Consider the following 14,538-nt stretch of genomic DNA (forward strand, 5'->3'; position numbering starts at 1 on the left):
TCAGTGCAGGGCCGGTGCGCTAGACGCTCGCACCTCTGATCCTCGCACGCGGAGCCGGACAGCGTGATCTCCTTCCTGCGCCGGGCGTTGCGCCCGGGCCATCCCACGGACGCCCCTGCCGCGGACAGCGGAACGGGCCCGGTCGACGTCCTCGTGCCCGTGACGCCGCGGACCTTCGACCCCGTCCTCTATCGTCTCGCCAATCCGGACGTCGCGCAAGCCGGCGCCGATCCGGCGCTGCATTTCGAGGCCTTCGGGCGCACGGAGGGACGCCTCCAGGTGAACCCGACCCTGGTCGATCCCGGAAGCGCCTATCGGCGGGAGAAGTTCGCGCGCTTCGCTGGGCTGCTCGACGCGGCCTATCCTTGCCCGTCCTTCCCGGCGATGGCCGGCTCGGTCCTCTCCCTGAAGGATTACCTCTCGGAGAGCGCCAATCTCGACTTCGCGCCCTTCATCGCGGAGATCGAGGCGCATCCCGAGCGCGACTATCTCGACCTCGGCTGCGGCCTGCGGCAGCGCGTCCACCGCAACTGCCTGTATCTTGAGGTCTATCCTTCGGCAGCCGCCGACGTGATCGTCGCGCCGAACTGCTCCTATCCGATCCGCGACGGCGCCTTCGACGGAATCGGCTGCTTCGCGGTCTTGGAGCATACGCGCCAGCCCTGGCGCGTCGCGCGGGAGATCCACCGCATGCTCAAGCCCGGCGGCCGGATCTGGATCGACTGGCCGTTCCTGCAGCCGGTGCACGGCTACCCGTCGCACTATTTCAACGCCACCCGCGAGGGCCTGACCTCGATCTTCGAGGATCTCGGTTTCCGCGTGGAGAGCGCCGAGACGCGGCCCGACCAGGGCCCGCAGCAGACCCTCGCCTGGATCCTGCGGGCGCTCGCGGAGCGCCTGCCCGCCGCGGAGCGCGCCCGGTTCGAGGCCATGTCGGTCGGCGAACTCCTGCGCGAGCCTCCGGATGGGCCCGTCTGGTCCGAGCTGTGCGGCGGACTCGACGATTCCGTGCGGTCGATGCTCGCCTGCGGCAATTGCCTGATCGCGACCAAGGCGGCCTGACCCGGGCCGCCCGAATCTGCGGCGGGCGCCCCCGATCGGCCCGGTGCGCCCGCCGAGCCGGTCAGGCCAGCGGCCGGTCGCGGTTCATCAGCCAGAGGGCGTGGACGGTGCCCGGAAGCCAGCCGATCAGCGTCAGCAGGATGTTGAGCAGGAACTGGAGGCCGAGCCCCGTCGTGAGCAGGACGGCGATCGGCGGCAGGAAGATCGCGAGGAGGATGCGGACGAGGGTGGACACGGAAGCTCCCCGATAGAATGTGCCGACAGGTTCGGCTGCCCGCGGAAACGAAGCTCTGCCGTTTCTGTTCCATGACGCCCGTCGGCGCGCGGCAGGTTCGCCCCCGCCGCATGGGTCGGCCACATCGCCGCCGCGTTGAGGGCGGAGGAGCGCGGCGCCTGCATCCGCGGATTGTCCCCGAGGCCCCCTGTGACAGCACCGATCCGGCCGAACCCGCCCCAGGGCGCGAGCCTGCACGCGCCGGCCGCCTGGGTGGGTCCGGGCTTTGCCGAGTTCGTGGCGATCGTCGCGCTGATGATGGCGGTGACGGCGATCTCGATCGACAACCTGCTGCCGGCCTTCCCGGCGATCCAGGCGCGCTTCGCCGTCGCCGACCCGAACCACCTGCAGCTCCTCGTCTACGTCTACATGATCGGCTTCGGCGTGGCGCAAATCGTCTACGGGCCGGTCTCGGACGCGCTCGGGCGGCGGCCGGTGCTGCTCGCCGGGCTCGCGATCTACACGGCGGGCAGCCTCCTCGCGATGATCGCACCGAGCTTCGGCTGGCTGCTCGCCGCCCGCATCGTCCAGGGCATCGGGGCCGCGAGCGGGCGCGTGCTCTCGACGGCGATCGTGCGCGACCGCTTCGCCGGCCGCGAGATGGCGAGCGTGATGTCGCTCATCATGATGGTGTTCCTGATCGTGCCGATGATCGCACCCGCCATCGGCGGCGCGATGCTGGCGCTCGGCTCCTGGATCTACGTCTTCGTCTCGATGCTGGCGCTCGCCGGGATCTGCACGCTCTGGTTCTCGCTGCGCATGCCGGAGACCCTGCACCCGGAATACCGCCGCCCGCTCTCCCTCCGGTCAACGGGTGAGGCGCTGATGACGACGCTGCGCTGCCGGGTCGCCATCGGCTACGCCACGGCGCTCGGCCTGCTCACCGGCTGCATCATGGGCTATGTCGGCTCGGCCCAGCAGGTCTTCGACACCGGGCTCTACCACCTCGGGGCGCTGTTCCCGCTCGCCTTCGGGCTCGTTGCTGGGGCGATGGGCGCGGCGACCCTCGTCAACGCCCGCATCGTGCGCAAGCTCGGCATGCGCCCGCTCTCCCATGCCGGCCTCGCGGCCTTCCTCTGTGTCGGACTCGCGCAGGTCGGGCTGTCCCTGAGCTATCACGGCCACCCGCCGCTTGCCCTGTTTCTCGGCGTGCTGGCGCTGAACCAGTTCCTGATCAGCTTCGCCATGCCGAACTTCAACGCGCTGGCGCTGGAGCCCCTCGGGGTGATCGCGGGGACGGCCTCGTCCTTCCTCGGCTTCTACACGACGATCCTCGGCGCCTTCTGCGGGTTCCTGATCGGGCAGGCCTTCGACGGGACGACGCTGCCGATCGGCATCGGCTATGCCGGCCTCGGCGGGCTCGCCCTCCTCGTGGTGGCCTGGACCGAGCATGGCCGCCTGTTCCGCGGCGGCGTTTCCGGTTGATAGGCGCGATCGGAGAGATCGCCTTAACCGGCCCTCCACCCTGAGGGGCGAGATTTTCCGGGTTCGTTCCCGAAGCCCCGGAGCCCCCGTGATCACCCGAGCCCAGGATGCTCTCAGCCTCGCCGCGCGCCTTCTGCTCGCGGCGGCCCTGCTGCCCACCGGCATCGCCCGGGCGCTCAACGTCTCCGGCTTCGCCCTGACGCTGGCCGGTGCCGGGATCCCGGCCCCGAACGCGGTCGCCACCGCGATGGTAGTGGTGCAGGTCTTCGGGCCGCTCGCCCTGATCCTCGGCGTGATGCCGCGGCTCACCGGCCTTGCGCTGTCCGCCTTCGCAGCCGGCATGGCGCTGGTGTTGCATCCTTTCTGGCAATTCACCGGAGCCGCGGCGCAGGCCGAGCGTACCCTGATGCTGGCCGATCTCGGCCTCGCCGGCGGCTTCCTGTTCTACGCGCTCTCGGGGCCCGGCGCCTGGAGCTGGCAGGGCTGGCGCGCCGGCGCGGCCGCGCCTGCGAAGAAGGCCGGCGGCGCCAAGAAGGCCGCCAACAGCAACGGCCCGAAGCGCGGCGCGAGGCCGGCGCGCGCCGCCTAGAGCCGTCGTCGTGACGCGCTCTCATCCGCTGAACCGGCGACCGCTTCGGCGGAGAGCGCTCTAGTTCCGCCCCGGCGCCCCGACCGGGGCCGCCGCGGCCATGCGCCGGCCCGACACCTCGGCGCCGGCGTCGGAGCTGAGCCGGCGGAAGGCGAGGACGGAGGTGCCCGAGATCAGCGCCACCGCGAGGAAGGCGATCCCGAAATCCCCCGCCGCGAGGGCGGTGCGGCCGTGCCAGGCGGCCGCGCCCTCCAGGGCGAGGGCGCCCAGCGTGACGCCCAGGCTGAGCGAGATCTGCTGCGCCACGCTCGCGAGGCTCGTGCCCGCGCTCATCTCCCGGGATTCCAGATCCGCGTAGGCGATGGCGTTGATGCAGGTGAACTGCATCGAGCGCAGGCACCCGCCGAAGAAGAGCAGGCCGACCATCAGCCAGTGCGGCGTCTGCGCCGTGAACAGGCCGTTCAGGGCGAGGAAGGCCGAGGCCATCACCGCGTTCGTCACCATCACGGCCCGGAAGCCGAAGCGGCGCAGGATGCGTGGCCCCACCGTCTTCACGAACATGGCGCCGGCCGCCGCCGCGAAAGTGATGAGGCCCGATTGCAGGGCGTCGAGCCCGAAGCCGATCTGGAGCATCAGCGGCAGCAGGAACGGGATCGCCCCGGTGCCGATCCGGAACAGCGAGCCGCCCGTCACCGCCGCGCGGAAGGTCGGGTAGCGCATCAGGTCGAGCCGCAGCACCGGATGCGCCGTGCGCCGGGCATGCCGGAGATAGAGCACGAGCAGCGCCGCGCCGAGGCCGAGGCAGCCCCAGGAGAGCCAGTCCGGCAGGAGATGGCGCCCGAGCGAGGCGAGACCGAGCATCAGGCCCGCGAGGCCGGGGCCGAGGAGCAGGAAGCCGGCGAGGTCGAGCGGCGGCCGCTCCACCTCGCGCAGATCCTCGAAATAGAGGGTCGCGAGGACGATGCCGGCGAGCCCGATCGGGATGTTGATGAAGAAGATCCAGCGCCAGTCGAGCCATGTGGTGATCAGCCCGCCGAGCGGCGGCCCGAGGATCGGGCCGATCAGCGCCGGGATGGTGAGATAGGCGAGCGCCGACACGAGTTCCGACTTCGGCACGCTGCGCAGGATCACGAGGCGCCCGACCGGCACCATCATCGCGCCGCCCAGACCCTGGAGGAAGCGCGCGGCTACGAAACCCATGAGCCCGTCCGCGGCCGCGCAGGCGAGAGAGCCCGCCATGAACACGCCGAGCGCTGCGCGGAACACGGTCCTCGCCCCGAACCGGTCGGCCATCCAGCCGCTGACGGGAATGAAGATCGCGAGGCTGACGAGATAGGCCGTCAGCGCGAGCTTCAGGGCGATGGGATCCTCGCCCAGGCTCGTCGCGATGGTCGGCAGGGCGGTCGCGATCACCGTGGAATCCGTGTTCTCCATGAACAGGGCGGTGGCGACGACGAGGGGAACGATCCGGGTGGGAGGCATCGGCCTCAACAAGCGGTTTGGTGAAGGCCGGGTTGCATCCTTCCCGCCGCTCCGCAAGTCGTGATCGACTCTCCGCGGGGCGGGCGGGAATCCGTGGCGGATCGGCCACGGATTGTTTCTGAAAGCGGCTCGCGCGACCGCCAGCCCTTCCGGCCAAGCTGCCGCCGCCTTAAACTCGGCCGCACGTTCCGCGACTGCCCGCCTCCGCCATGGGTGCCATGGCACGCGGGATCCGAGACCGCCCTTAAGAAAGTGACCGGATGCCCCCGAGGCCGACGACGCTCCGCTCGCTGCCGCGCCTCGCCGCGGCCAGCGCGCTTCTGCTCACGGTGGCCGCCTGCGGCACCGTGCTTCTCAACGATACCGGCTCCCTCACCCGCTACGACCTGCTGAAGCCGAGCACCGAGGCCTCGACCTCGGCGCGCCTCTACAGGGACCAGGACGCGCTCGCGCGCACCCGCACCGTGCGCATCATCCCAACGAGCTTCCCCGGCAATGTCTCGGGCGCGGCCGGCCTCAACGCGGCCGAGCGCCGGCTGGTGGCCAACAACGCCGACCGCGCACTCTGCTACGAATTGTCCCTGAAGTACGACGTGGTCTCGACCCGCGACGCCGACCTCACGGTGCGGGCGCAGGTGACCCGGGTGGAGCCGACGAACCTCGTCGGCGCCGGCTCGACCATCGGCGTGTCCGCGGCCGTCTCCATCGCCTCGCAGGTGGGCGTCGGCGTCGCCGAGGGCATCGGCCGCGTGCCGATCCCGCGCGTGCCGATCGGTCTCGGCAGCCTGACCGTCGAGGCCGAGGCCCTCGACCGGCGCCACCGCCAGCGCGCCGCGATGGTCTGGGGCGGGGCGGCGAACTCCTTCACCAGCCAGCCGCGCTTCTCGCCGGCCAGCGACGCCTACGACCTCGCCGGCGATTTCGGCCAGGATTTCGGCTTCATGCTGGCCACCGGCCAGGATCCGTTCAAGGCGCCGCTCACCATCCCGAACTGGGACCGCATCCGGATCACGACGCTCGGCGAGGCGCCGCTCGATCCCGATTGCGAGGCCTTCGGCCGGCCGCCCGGCGTCGACGGCATCATCGCCGACTATATCGGCCTGCCGCCCGAGCTGACCGACAAGGGGCCTGCCGTCCCGGCCCGCTGAGGCGATCCGGGGCCGACCGGGAGGCTGCCATGCGGCGGGCGCAGACGGGCCCGGCGCGATTTCCCGGGACCACGCGCCCGCGTCGCCTTGGCGCGACCGCTTTCCGCGTGATATCGGCCGGTGCCAACCCGTTCACGCCGGAGCCTTTTCGGAAAGGCCCGGAACCCTGCAGGGAAGTTGGCACATGGCCCCCATCAGCGCCGCCTCGATCCTCGAGGGCCTGACCTTCGACGACGTGCTTCTGCGGCCGGCGGCATCCTCGGTGATGCCGACCGAGGTCAATGTCGGCTCCCGCCTCACGCGCTCGATCAAGCTCAACCTGCCGATCCTGTCCTCGGCGATGGACACCGTCACCGAAGCGCCGATGGCGATCGCCATGGCCCAGCTCGGCGGCCTCGGCGTGATCCACCGCAACCTCGAGCCGCCGGAGCAGGCCGAGCAGGTCCGCCTCGTGAAGAAGTACGAGTCGGGCATGGTGCTGAACCCCATCACCATCCATCCGGATGAGACCCTCGCCGACGCCTTCGAGGTGATGAAGCAGAACCGCATCTCCGGCATCCCGGTGGTGGAGCGTGGTCCCAACGGCTCGCGCGGCAAGCTCGTCGGCATCCTGACGAACCGCGACGTCCGCTTCGCCACCAATGCGAGCCAGCCGGTGGCCGAGCTGATGACCCGCGACCGGCTCATCACCGTGCGCGAGGGCGTGACCCAGGACGAGGCCAAGCGCCTGCTCCACCAGTTCCGGATCGAGAAGCTGCTCGTCGTCGACGACCATTACCGGTGCATCGGTCTGATCACGGTGAAGGACATCGAGAAGCAGGTCGCCTACCCGACCGCGGTGAAGGACGAACAGGGCCGTCTGCGCGTCGCCGCCGCGACCACCACGGGCGACAGCGGCTTCGAGCGCGCGGAGCGCCTCATCGACGCGGGCTGCGACGTGATCGTGGTCGACACCGCCCACGGCCACTCGATCAAGGTGCTCGACGCGGTGCGCCGCGTGAAGCAGCTCTCGAACGCCGTGCAGGTGGTGGCCGGCAACGTCGCCACCCGCGACGGCGCCCAGGCGCTGATCGATGCCGGCGCCGACGCGATCAAGGTCGGCATCGGCCCGGGCTCGATCTGCACCACCCGCATCGTCGCGGGCGTGGGCGTGCCCCAGCTCACCGCCCTGATGGAAGCCGTCGAAGCCGGCTACGAGGCCGACGTGCCGGTGATCGCCGATGGCGGCATCAAGTATTCGGGCGACCTCGCCAAGGCCATCGCGGCCGGCGCCTCGGTGGCGATGCTCGGCTCGCTGCTCGCCGGCACCGACGAGGCCCCCGGCGACGTGTTCCTCTACCAGGGCCGCTCCTACAAGAGCTACCGCGGCATGGGCTCTGTCGGGGCGATGGCCCGCGGCTCGGCCGACCGCTACTTCCAGGCGGAGGTGAGCGACACCCACAAGCTCGTGCCCGAGGGCATCGAGGGGCAGGTGCCCTACAAGGGCCCGGTCGGTGCCGTGCTCCACCAGCTCGCCGGCGGCCTGCGCGCCGCCATGGGCTATGTCGGCGCCGCGACGATCCCCGAGTTCCAGGAGCGGGCGCAGTTCATCCGCATCACCAATGCGGGCCTGCGCGAGAGCCACGTCCACGATGTGACCATCACCCGCGAGAGCCCGAACTACCCGTCGCGGACCTGATCGGCCGGTCCGCGGCCCGTTGCATCCCGACTCGGCCACGCGCATGGAAGCCGGGATTCAATCGGAGCGGGAGGAACGGATGCGCGTACTGGTGGTCGGAGCCGGGGCGACGGGCGGCTATTTCGGGGCGCGGCTCGCCGAGATCGGCCGCGACGTCACCTTCCTCGTGCGTCCGGCCCGCGCCGAGAAGCTCGCCGCGCGGGGCCTCGTCGTGAAGAGCCCGCTCGGTGACCTGCACATCGAGCGGCCCAGGACGATCACGGCGGACGGGCTCAAGGCCGGCGAGGGCGCCTTCGATCTCGTGGTGCTCTCCTGCAAGGCCTACGACCTCGACGCCGCCATCGCCGACATGGCGCCCGCCGTAACCGAGGGCACCGTCGTCCTGCCGATCCTCAACGGGCTGCGCCATCTCGATGCCCTGGACGCGGCCTTCGGCCCGGCGCGGGTGCTCGGCGGCTCCTGCGCCATCATCTCGACGGTGGGACCGGCCGATGAGATCCGCCACATGAGCGAGCTCTGCTCCATCACCTACGGCGAGCGCGACGGCGGCCGCTCGGAGCGCGTCCAGGCGATCGATGCGGTGATGCAGGGCGCCAAGTTCCAGGCGCCCCTCAGCGAGAAGGTCCTGCTGGAGATGTGGGAGAAGTGGGTGTTCCTGGCGACACTCGCGGGCTCCACCACGCTGATGCGGGCGGCGATCGGCGACATCCTGGCCGCGCCGGGCGGCCACGCCCTGATCACGGGCCTCCACGAGGAATGCCTCGCGATCGCGGCCGCGAACGGCCATGCCCCGCGCGAGAAGGTCGCCGCTCAGGCGCGGACGACGCTGACGGCGGAGGGCTCGCCGATGACGGCCTCGATGCTGCGGGACATCCTGGGCGGAGGCCGCATCGAGGCCGACCACATCGTCGGCGACCTGGCTGCGCGCGGCCATGCGGCGAAGCCGGGCTCCACCTATCCGCTGCTCGCGCTGGTCTATACCGGGCTGAAGGCCTACGAGGCCAAGCGCGCCCGCGAGGCTCAGTAGCGCGGGCCGCGCGGGGGCGGAGCGCCGTATTCGAGCTGCGTCTTGGCATCGACGCGCGGGGGCGGGGGGCTCAGCTCCGGTCCCGGTGCGGCGGGCGCGTTCGAGCAGGCGGCGAGCCCGAGGGCAGCGAGCGCCGCGAGGACGAGGCGGGGCAGGGGGACCATTGTCGGCTCCATCTGGTATAGCGGCCGCCTTTCTCGGCCGCGAAAAGGCCGGAAGCTCGGCTGTAACGTGACGACGGCGTGCGCGAAGCGTGGCCGTTTCGCGACATGATGAATCGAACGTTGAGGAGACGACACTGACACCCGCCGCCCGCTGCTCCGCCGCCATCGAGGTGCTGGCCGATATCGCGGCGCGCCGCCGTCCGGCGGCCGACGCTCTGAAGGATTGGGGCCTGGCTCACCGTTTCGCCGGCTCGGGCGACCGAGCCGCCATCGCGAGCCTCGTCTACGACGCCCTGCGCCGGCGCGCCTCCTCCGCCTGGATCATGGGTGACGACGCCCCGCGCGCCGTGCTGATCGGCTCCTTGCGCCTGCAGCAGGGGCTTGCCGCGCCCTCGATCGCGGCCCTGTTCAGCGCCGAGCGCTTCGCTCCCGAGCCGCTGAACGCGGAGGAGCGCGCGCGGCTCGACCAGGGCAACCTCGCCGACGCGCCTCCGGCGATCGCAGGCGACGTGCCCGAATGGGTGCTGCCGGAACTTGAGAGCCTGCTGGGCGCCGAGCTGCTGCCCGAGTTGAAGGCGCTCGCCCGGCGTGCGCCGCTCGACATCCGCCTGAACACGCTGAAGCAGAGCCGCGACGAAGCTCTGCCGGGCCTCGCGCATCTCGCGGGCGAGCCCACGCCCTTCGCGCCGCAGGGTCTGCGCATCCCCATCGGGGCCGACGGGCGCGGGCCCGCGCTCCATGTCGAGCCGGAATTCCTGGACGGCTGGTACGAGATCCAGGACGAGGGCTCGCAGCTCGCGGCTCTCCTCGCAGAGCCTCGGGCGGGCGAGACCATCGTCGACCTCTGCGCGGGCGGCGGCGGCAAGACGCTGGCGCTCGCGAGCCAGACGGGCAACGGCGCCCGGCTCATCGCCAGCGACGAGGATCCGCGCCGCCTCGCCCCGATCCACGAGCGCCTGCGCCGCTCCGGCGCCGCGGCCGAGGTGCGGACGCCCCGCACCGGACGGGCGCGCACGGACGTGCTCGCCGATCTCGACGGGATTGTGGACCGGGTCGTGGTCGATGCGCCCTGCACCGGGGCGGGCACGTGGCGGCGCAACCCGGATGCGAAATGGCGCCTGCGCCCCGGCAGCCTCGAGACCCGCATCGCCGAGCAGACGGCCGTACTCGACCGGGCCGCACGCCTCGTGCGGCCGGGTGGGCGCATCGTCTACGTGACCTGCTCGCTGCTGCCGCGGGAGAATGACGGCGCGCTCGACGCCTTCCTCGGGCGGACGAAGGGCTTTACCGTCGTGTCGGCCCGGGACGTCGTCACGCGCGTGTTGCCGGGCCTGGCAGAGGCCGTGCGCTTCACCCGTCACGGCCTCCAGATGAGCCCCGCCCGCACGGGCACGGACGGGTTCTACGTGGCGAGCCTGGAGCGGCGCGCCTGAAGCCATCTCCGATCGCGCTACGATCGGACATGGCTTCAAGCCTTCGTTGTGACGCGCCCTCTTACGCCGAACCGGTATCCATTTCGGCTTGAGAGCGCTCCGAGCCTCACTCCCACTCGATCGTGCCGGGCGGCTTCGACGTGATGTCGTAGGTCACCCGGTTGATGCCCTTGACCTCGTTGATGATGCGGGTCGCGACCCGGCCGAGGAAGGCCATGTCGAAGGGGTAGAAGTCGGCGGTCATGCCGTCCACCGAGGTGACGGCGCGCAGCGCGCAGACATGGTCGTAGGTGCGCCCATCACCCATCACGCCGACCGTCTTGACCGGCAGGATCACCGCGAAGGCCTGCCAGATCGTGTCGTAGAGGCCCGCCTTGCGGATCTCCTCGAGGTAGATCGCGTCGGCCTTGCGCAGGGCGTCGAGCTTCTCGGTCGTGATCGTGCCGGGGCAGCGGATGGCGAGGCCGGGGCCCGGGAAGGGGTGGCGGCCGACGAAGCCCTCGGGCAGGCCGAGCTCGCGCCCGAGCACGCGGACCTCGTCCTTGAACAGCTCGCGCAGGGGCTCCACGAGCTTCATGTTCATGCGCTCGGGCAGGCCGCCCACGTTGTGGTGGCTCTTGATCGTCACCGAGGGGCCGCCCGTGAAGGATACGCTCTCGATCACGTCCGGGTAGAGCGTGCCCTGCGCGAGGAAGGCCGCGCCGCCGATCTTCTTCGATTCGGCCTCGAACACGTCGATGAACAGGCGTCCGATCGTCTTGCGCTTCACCTCGGGGTCGCTGACCCCTTCGAGCGCCGAGAGGAACATCTCCTGCGCCTGAACGTGGACGAGGGGGATGTTGTAGTGGTCGCGGAACAGCCGCACGACCTCCTCGGCCTCGCCCTGGCGGAGCAGGCCGTGATCCACGAAGACGCAGGTGAGCTGGTCGCCGATCGCCTCGTGGATCAGCACCGCGGCCACCGCCGAATCGACGCCGCCGGACAGGCCGCAGATCACCCGCTCGGTGCCGACCTGCTCGCGGATCTTGGCGATCGATTCCTCACGGTAGGCGCCCATGGTCCAGTCGCCGGAGCAGCCAGCGATGTCGCGCACGAAGTTGCGGATCAGGAGCGCGCCGTGGGGCGTGTGCGCCACCTCCGGGTGGAACTGGACCGCGTAGAACTTCCGCGCCTCGTCCGCGACCGCCGCGAAGGGCGCGTTCTTCGAGATCGCCACCGTGGTGAAGCCGTCGGGCAGCTTGGTGACGCGGTCGCCGTGGCTCATCCAGACCGGGTAGTGCTCGCCCACGTGCCAGACGCCCTTGAACAAGGCGCATTCGGCCAGGATCTCGATCTCGGCCCGGCCGAACTCGGCATGGTGGCCGCCCTCGACCTCGCCGCCGAGCTGAGCCGCCATGGTCTGCTGGCCGTAGCAGATGCCGAAGACCGGCACCCCGGAATCGAAGACCACCTGCGGCGTGCGCGGCGAGGCCTCGGTCGTCACCGATTCCGGTCCGCCCGAGAGGATCACGCCCTTGGGCCGCGTCTCGGCGAAGGCCTCGGCGGCCTTCGTGAACGGCACGATCTCGCAGTAGACGCCCTCCTCGCGCACGCGCCGCGCGATGAGCTGCGTCACCTGGCTGCCGAAGTCGACGATGAGGATCTTGTCGTGGTCGGTCGTCATGGCACGCAGTTAGACGAGCGCCGGGTCGCGTGCAACGCGCATGCCCGCGGGGGCTGCCCCGCATGAGCCGGCGGTTAACACAACATTCATCGAATCCCGGCCAGACCGCCCACCCCACCAACGAACCAGGAGCTTCCACCGTGAAAGCAACCGTCGTCGGACTTGCCGCCCTCGTCGCACTCGCCGGCCTCGCCGCGCCCGCGAGCGCGCTGCCTCTCGCGGGCGGCCCCATCGCCGCGCCGGCCAACGGCATCGAGCAGGCCCGGGTGGTCAGGCGCACCGTGATCCGCGGGCCGCGCTGCCGCACCGTGGTGACCAAGCGGCGCGGGCCCTACGGCCGCGTCACCGTGGTCCGCCGCCGCCAGTGCTTCTGACCGCGCCGTGACCTGGAGCGCTGTCAAGCCGAAGTGGATACCGGTTCGGCGAAAGAGAGCGGGTCAAAACAAGGACTGAGAGCCGCCTCGCGAGGCGGCTCCAGCCCGGGCGATGCCGCCGGACCGCGGAGGCTCGCCGGGCTCCGGCGGATTGCTTGACTTGATATTCCGGCATCCCTAGCGAACGAGACCTGAGCGGCAGCCGAGGCGAGGTGGATGACCGGCAAACGTGCGCTGATTACGGGCGTGACGGGCCAGGACGGGGCCTACCTGTCGCAACTCCTGCTGGACAAGGGCTACAGCGTGCACGGGGTGGTACGCCGCTCCAGCCATGCCGGCATCTTCGACCACCGTCTCAAGTGGCTCGGCATCGCCGATCGCATCACCCTTCACGACGGCAATGTGCTCGACCTCTCCAGCCTTGCCCGCATCGTGCAGGAGGTCCGGCCGGACGGAGTCTACAATCTCGCCGCGCAATCCTTCGTCACGGCTTCCTGGCAGCAGCCGGTGCTCACCGGGCACATCACGGGGCTCGGCGCCGTGAACATGCTCGAGAGCGTGCGCATGCTGAAGCCCGATGCGCGCTACTACCAGGCCTCCTCGTCCGAGATGTTCGGCCTGGTCAAGGAGAGCGTGCAGACCGAAGCGACGCCCTTCCACCCGCGTTCGCCCTACGGCGTGGCCAAGGTCTACGCCCACTGGATGACGGTCAATTACCGCGAGAGCTTCGGCCTGCACGCCTCGAACGGCATCCTGTTCAACCACGAGAGCCCCCTGCGCGGGGTCGAGTTCGTCACGCGCAAGGTCTCGGACGGGGTGGCGCGGATCAAGCTCGGGTTGGCGCACGAGTTGCGGCTCGGCAATGTCGACGCCCAGCGCGACTGGGGCCATGCCCGCGACTACGTGCGGGCCATGTGGCAGATGCTGCAGCAGGACACCCCCGACGACTACGTGATCGCCACCGGCCGCACCACGACGGTGCGCGCGATGTGCCGGATCGCCTTCGCGCATGTCGGGCTCGACATCGACGACCACCTCGTGATCGACCCGGCCCTGTTCCGCCCGGCCGAGGTGGACATGCTGCTCGGCAACGCGGCCAAGGCGCATGCCGCCTTCGGCTGGCAGGCGGAGACCTCGCTGGAGGCGATGATCCAGGAGATGGTCGAGGCCGATCTCGCGCGGCTGCGCACGGCCGGATGAGCGCCGCACCGGCACCGCGGCGGATCCTCGTCACCGGCGCGGCCGGCTTCGTCGGCCGGCATGTCATGGCGGCGCTGCAGGCGGATGCCGATCCGGGCGTGGCGCTGCTCGGCGTCGGGCGGTGCGCGGCGGACGCGCTGCCCGGAACGGCCTTCCAGCCCCTCGAACTCATGGACCGCGCCGCGGTGCGCGCCCGCCTCGCCGCCTTCGCGCCGACCCACATCCTGCATCTGGCCGCGCTCTCCTCGGTGGGGCAGGCGGCGCAGGCGACGGCCGAGACCTGGCAGGTGAATGTCGGCGGCCTGCTCAACCTCGCCGAGGCGGTCGCATCGGAGGTGCCGGGCGCGACCTTCGTGTTCGCCTCCTCGGGCGAGGTCTACGGCCGGGCCTTCCTGTCGGGCGAGGCGCTGGACGAGACGGCCGCGCCGCAGCCGACGAACAGCTACGCGCGCTCCAAATGGGCGGGCGAGCAGGCCCTCCAGGACATCCTCGGCTCCGGGCCGGGCCGCCTGATCGTGCTGCGGCCGTTCAACCATACGGGTCCGAGCCAGGACGAGCGCTTCGTGGTCTCCTCCTTCGCGGGGCAGATCGCGCGGATCGAGGCCGGGCTGGTGCCGCCGCAGCTCGCGGTGGGCAATCTGTCGGCACGGCGCGAGTTCCTCGACGTGCGGGACGTGGTCTCGGCCTATCGCGCGGTGCTGACGGCCGACGACGTGCCGAGCGGGACGGTGCTCAATGTCGCCTCGGGCGAGCCGCGCACCATCGCGAGCGTGCTGGAGGACCTCCGCAGGCTGGCGACCGTGCCGTTCGAAGTGTCGGTCGCGCCCGAGCGGCTGCGTCCCTTCGAGATCGCTGTGGCGGCCGGCGATGCCCGGCGGCTGCATGCCGCCACGGGCTGGGCGCCCGTGATCCCCTGGGCGGACACGCTGGCCGGAATCCTCGACGATGCGCGCCGCCGGATCTCCGCCGCGGCGTCGGCGCCGTGACCCTCGACGCCACGCGACCGGACCGGAGGGACC

The 14,538-nt window shown here is 71.0% G+C and carries 14 protein-coding genes; 10 read left to right on the forward strand and 4 right to left on the reverse strand.

What is annotated here, in order from left to right:
* Positions 1-63 precede the first annotated feature (63 nt).
* A complete protein-coding gene (locus tag MTDSW087_RS12810; RefSeq protein ID WP_210248285.1) occupies positions 64-1,062 on the forward strand; it encodes a class I SAM-dependent methyltransferase in 999 nt (332 codons plus the stop codon).
* 61 nt (positions 1,063-1,123) lie between these two features.
* Here the strand turns inward: MTDSW087_RS12810 and MTDSW087_RS12815 are convergent, their stop codons facing one another.
* Positions 1,124-1,297 (reverse strand): YqaE/Pmp3 family membrane protein, encoded by a 174-nt coding sequence (locus tag MTDSW087_RS12815; protein ID WP_142582948.1) that lies wholly within the window; start codon positions 1,295-1,297, stop codon positions 1,124-1,126.
* Between the two features lie 297 nt (positions 1,298-1,594).
* Between MTDSW087_RS12815 and MTDSW087_RS12820 the strand changes: the two genes are divergently transcribed.
* Both MTDSW087_RS12820 and MTDSW087_RS12825 read left to right on the forward strand, forming a co-directional pair.
* Positions 1,595-2,761, forward strand: a complete 1,167-nt coding sequence (locus MTDSW087_RS12820) for an MFS transporter (protein ID WP_144764513.1) — start codon at positions 1,595-1,597, stop codon at positions 2,759-2,761.
* 88 nt (positions 2,762-2,849) lie between these two features.
* Positions 2,850-3,350: a DoxX family protein gene (locus MTDSW087_RS12825; RefSeq protein WP_144764401.1), complete on the forward strand. Its 501-nt coding sequence runs from the start codon at positions 2,850-2,852 to the stop codon at positions 3,348-3,350.
* Positions 3,351-3,410: 60 nt separating this feature from the next.
* Here the strand turns inward: MTDSW087_RS12825 and MTDSW087_RS12830 are convergent, their stop codons facing one another.
* A complete protein-coding gene (locus MTDSW087_RS12830; RefSeq protein ID WP_144764403.1) occupies positions 3,411-4,832 on the reverse strand; it encodes an MFS transporter in 1,422 nt (473 codons plus the stop codon).
* A 260-nt stretch (positions 4,833-5,092) separates the two neighbouring features.
* Between MTDSW087_RS12830 and MTDSW087_RS12835 the strand changes: the two genes are divergently transcribed.
* The 3 genes from MTDSW087_RS12835 to panE all read left to right on the forward strand — a co-directional run bounded on the left by MTDSW087_RS12835 (position 5,093) and on the right by panE (position 8,685).
* The gene (locus MTDSW087_RS12835; RefSeq protein WP_144764405.1) at positions 5,093-5,980 is read left to right on the forward strand and encodes a DUF3313 domain-containing protein; all 888 of its coding nucleotides are present in this window, start codon (positions 5,093-5,095) and stop codon (positions 5,978-5,980) included.
* A gap of 184 nt (positions 5,981-6,164) precedes the next feature.
* On the forward strand, positions 6,165-7,658 hold the full coding sequence (guaB, locus tag MTDSW087_RS12840) for an IMP dehydrogenase (RefSeq protein ID WP_144764407.1): 1,494 nt from the start codon (positions 6,165-6,167) through the stop codon (positions 7,656-7,658).
* 79 nt (positions 7,659-7,737) lie between these two features.
* The gene (gene panE / locus MTDSW087_RS12845; protein WP_144764409.1) at positions 7,738-8,685 is read left to right on the forward strand and encodes a 2-dehydropantoate 2-reductase; all 948 of its coding nucleotides are present in this window, start codon (positions 7,738-7,740) and stop codon (positions 8,683-8,685) included.
* Here panE and MTDSW087_RS30125 read toward each other — a convergent pair.
* Positions 8,679-8,849: a hypothetical protein gene (locus tag MTDSW087_RS30125; RefSeq protein WP_186383826.1), complete on the reverse strand. Its 171-nt coding sequence runs from the start codon at positions 8,847-8,849 to the stop codon at positions 8,679-8,681. The genes panE and MTDSW087_RS30125 overlap by 7 nt on opposite strands.
* Positions 8,850-8,983: 134 nt before the next feature.
* Between MTDSW087_RS30125 and MTDSW087_RS12850 the strand changes: the two genes are divergently transcribed.
* Positions 8,984-10,282 (forward strand): RsmB/NOP family class I SAM-dependent RNA methyltransferase, encoded by a 1,299-nt coding sequence (locus MTDSW087_RS12850; protein WP_144764515.1) that lies wholly within the window; start codon positions 8,984-8,986, stop codon positions 10,280-10,282.
* Between the two features lie 106 nt (positions 10,283-10,388).
* Here the strand turns inward: MTDSW087_RS12850 and guaA are convergent, their stop codons facing one another.
* The gene (gene guaA / locus MTDSW087_RS12855; RefSeq protein ID WP_144764411.1) at positions 10,389-11,945 is read right to left on the reverse strand and encodes a glutamine-hydrolyzing GMP synthase; all 1,557 of its coding nucleotides are present in this window, start codon (positions 11,943-11,945) and stop codon (positions 10,389-10,391) included.
* A 140-nt stretch (positions 11,946-12,085) separates the two neighbouring features.
* On the opposite strand from guaA, the gene MTDSW087_RS12860 reads away from it, so the two are divergent.
* From MTDSW087_RS12860 to MTDSW087_RS12870, 3 genes are all read left to right on the forward strand, one after another.
* Positions 12,086-12,319 carry a hypothetical protein gene (locus MTDSW087_RS12860; protein ID WP_144764413.1) on the forward strand — a complete coding sequence of 78 codons (234 nt, stop codon included), beginning with the start codon at positions 12,086-12,088 and terminating at the stop codon, positions 12,317-12,319.
* A 216-nt stretch (positions 12,320-12,535) separates the two neighbouring features.
* Positions 12,536-13,519, forward strand: coding sequence for a GDP-mannose 4,6-dehydratase (gmd, locus tag MTDSW087_RS12865; protein ID WP_144764415.1), 984 nt, complete (start codon positions 12,536-12,538; stop codon positions 13,517-13,519).
* Entirely contained in the window at positions 13,516-14,505 is a 990-nt protein-coding gene (locus MTDSW087_RS12870; protein ID WP_144764417.1) for an NAD-dependent epimerase/dehydratase family protein, read from the forward strand. Before gmd ends, MTDSW087_RS12870 begins: the two co-directional genes overlap by 4 nt.
* Positions 14,506-14,538: the final 33 nt, after the last annotated feature.

This window comes from Methylobacterium dankookense, assembly GCF_902141855.1.
GTDB lineage: Bacteria > Pseudomonadota > Alphaproteobacteria > Rhizobiales > Beijerinckiaceae > Methylobacterium > Methylobacterium dankookense.

Coding starts and splice junctions, on each gene's coding strand:
- MTDSW087_RS12835 (WP_144764405.1), top strand. CDS start 5,093: ATGCCCCCGAGGCCGACGACGCTCCGCTCGCTGCCGCGCCTCGCCGCG.
- MTDSW087_RS12870 (WP_144764417.1), top strand. CDS start 13,516: ATGAGCGCCGCACCGGCACCGCGGCGGATCCTCGTCACCGGCGCGGCC.
- MTDSW087_RS12820 (WP_144764513.1), top strand. CDS start 1,595: ATGGCGGTGACGGCGATCTCGATCGACAACCTGCTGCCGGCCTTCCCG.
- MTDSW087_RS30125 (WP_186383826.1), bottom strand. CDS start 8,849: ATGGTCCCCCTGCCCCGCCTCGTCCTCGCGGCGCTCGCTGCCCTCGGG.
- gmd (WP_144764415.1), top strand. CDS start 12,536: ATGACCGGCAAACGTGCGCTGATTACGGGCGTGACGGGCCAGGACGGG.
- guaA (WP_144764411.1), bottom strand. CDS start 11,945: ATGACGACCGACCACGACAAGATCCTCATCGTCGACTTCGGCAGCCAG.
- MTDSW087_RS12830 (WP_144764403.1), bottom strand. CDS start 4,832: ATGCCTCCCACCCGGATCGTTCCCCTCGTCGTCGCCACCGCCCTGTTC.
- guaB (WP_144764407.1), top strand. CDS start 6,165: ATGGCCCCCATCAGCGCCGCCTCGATCCTCGAGGGCCTGACCTTCGAC.
- panE (WP_144764409.1), top strand. CDS start 7,738: ATGCGCGTACTGGTGGTCGGAGCCGGGGCGACGGGCGGCTATTTCGGG.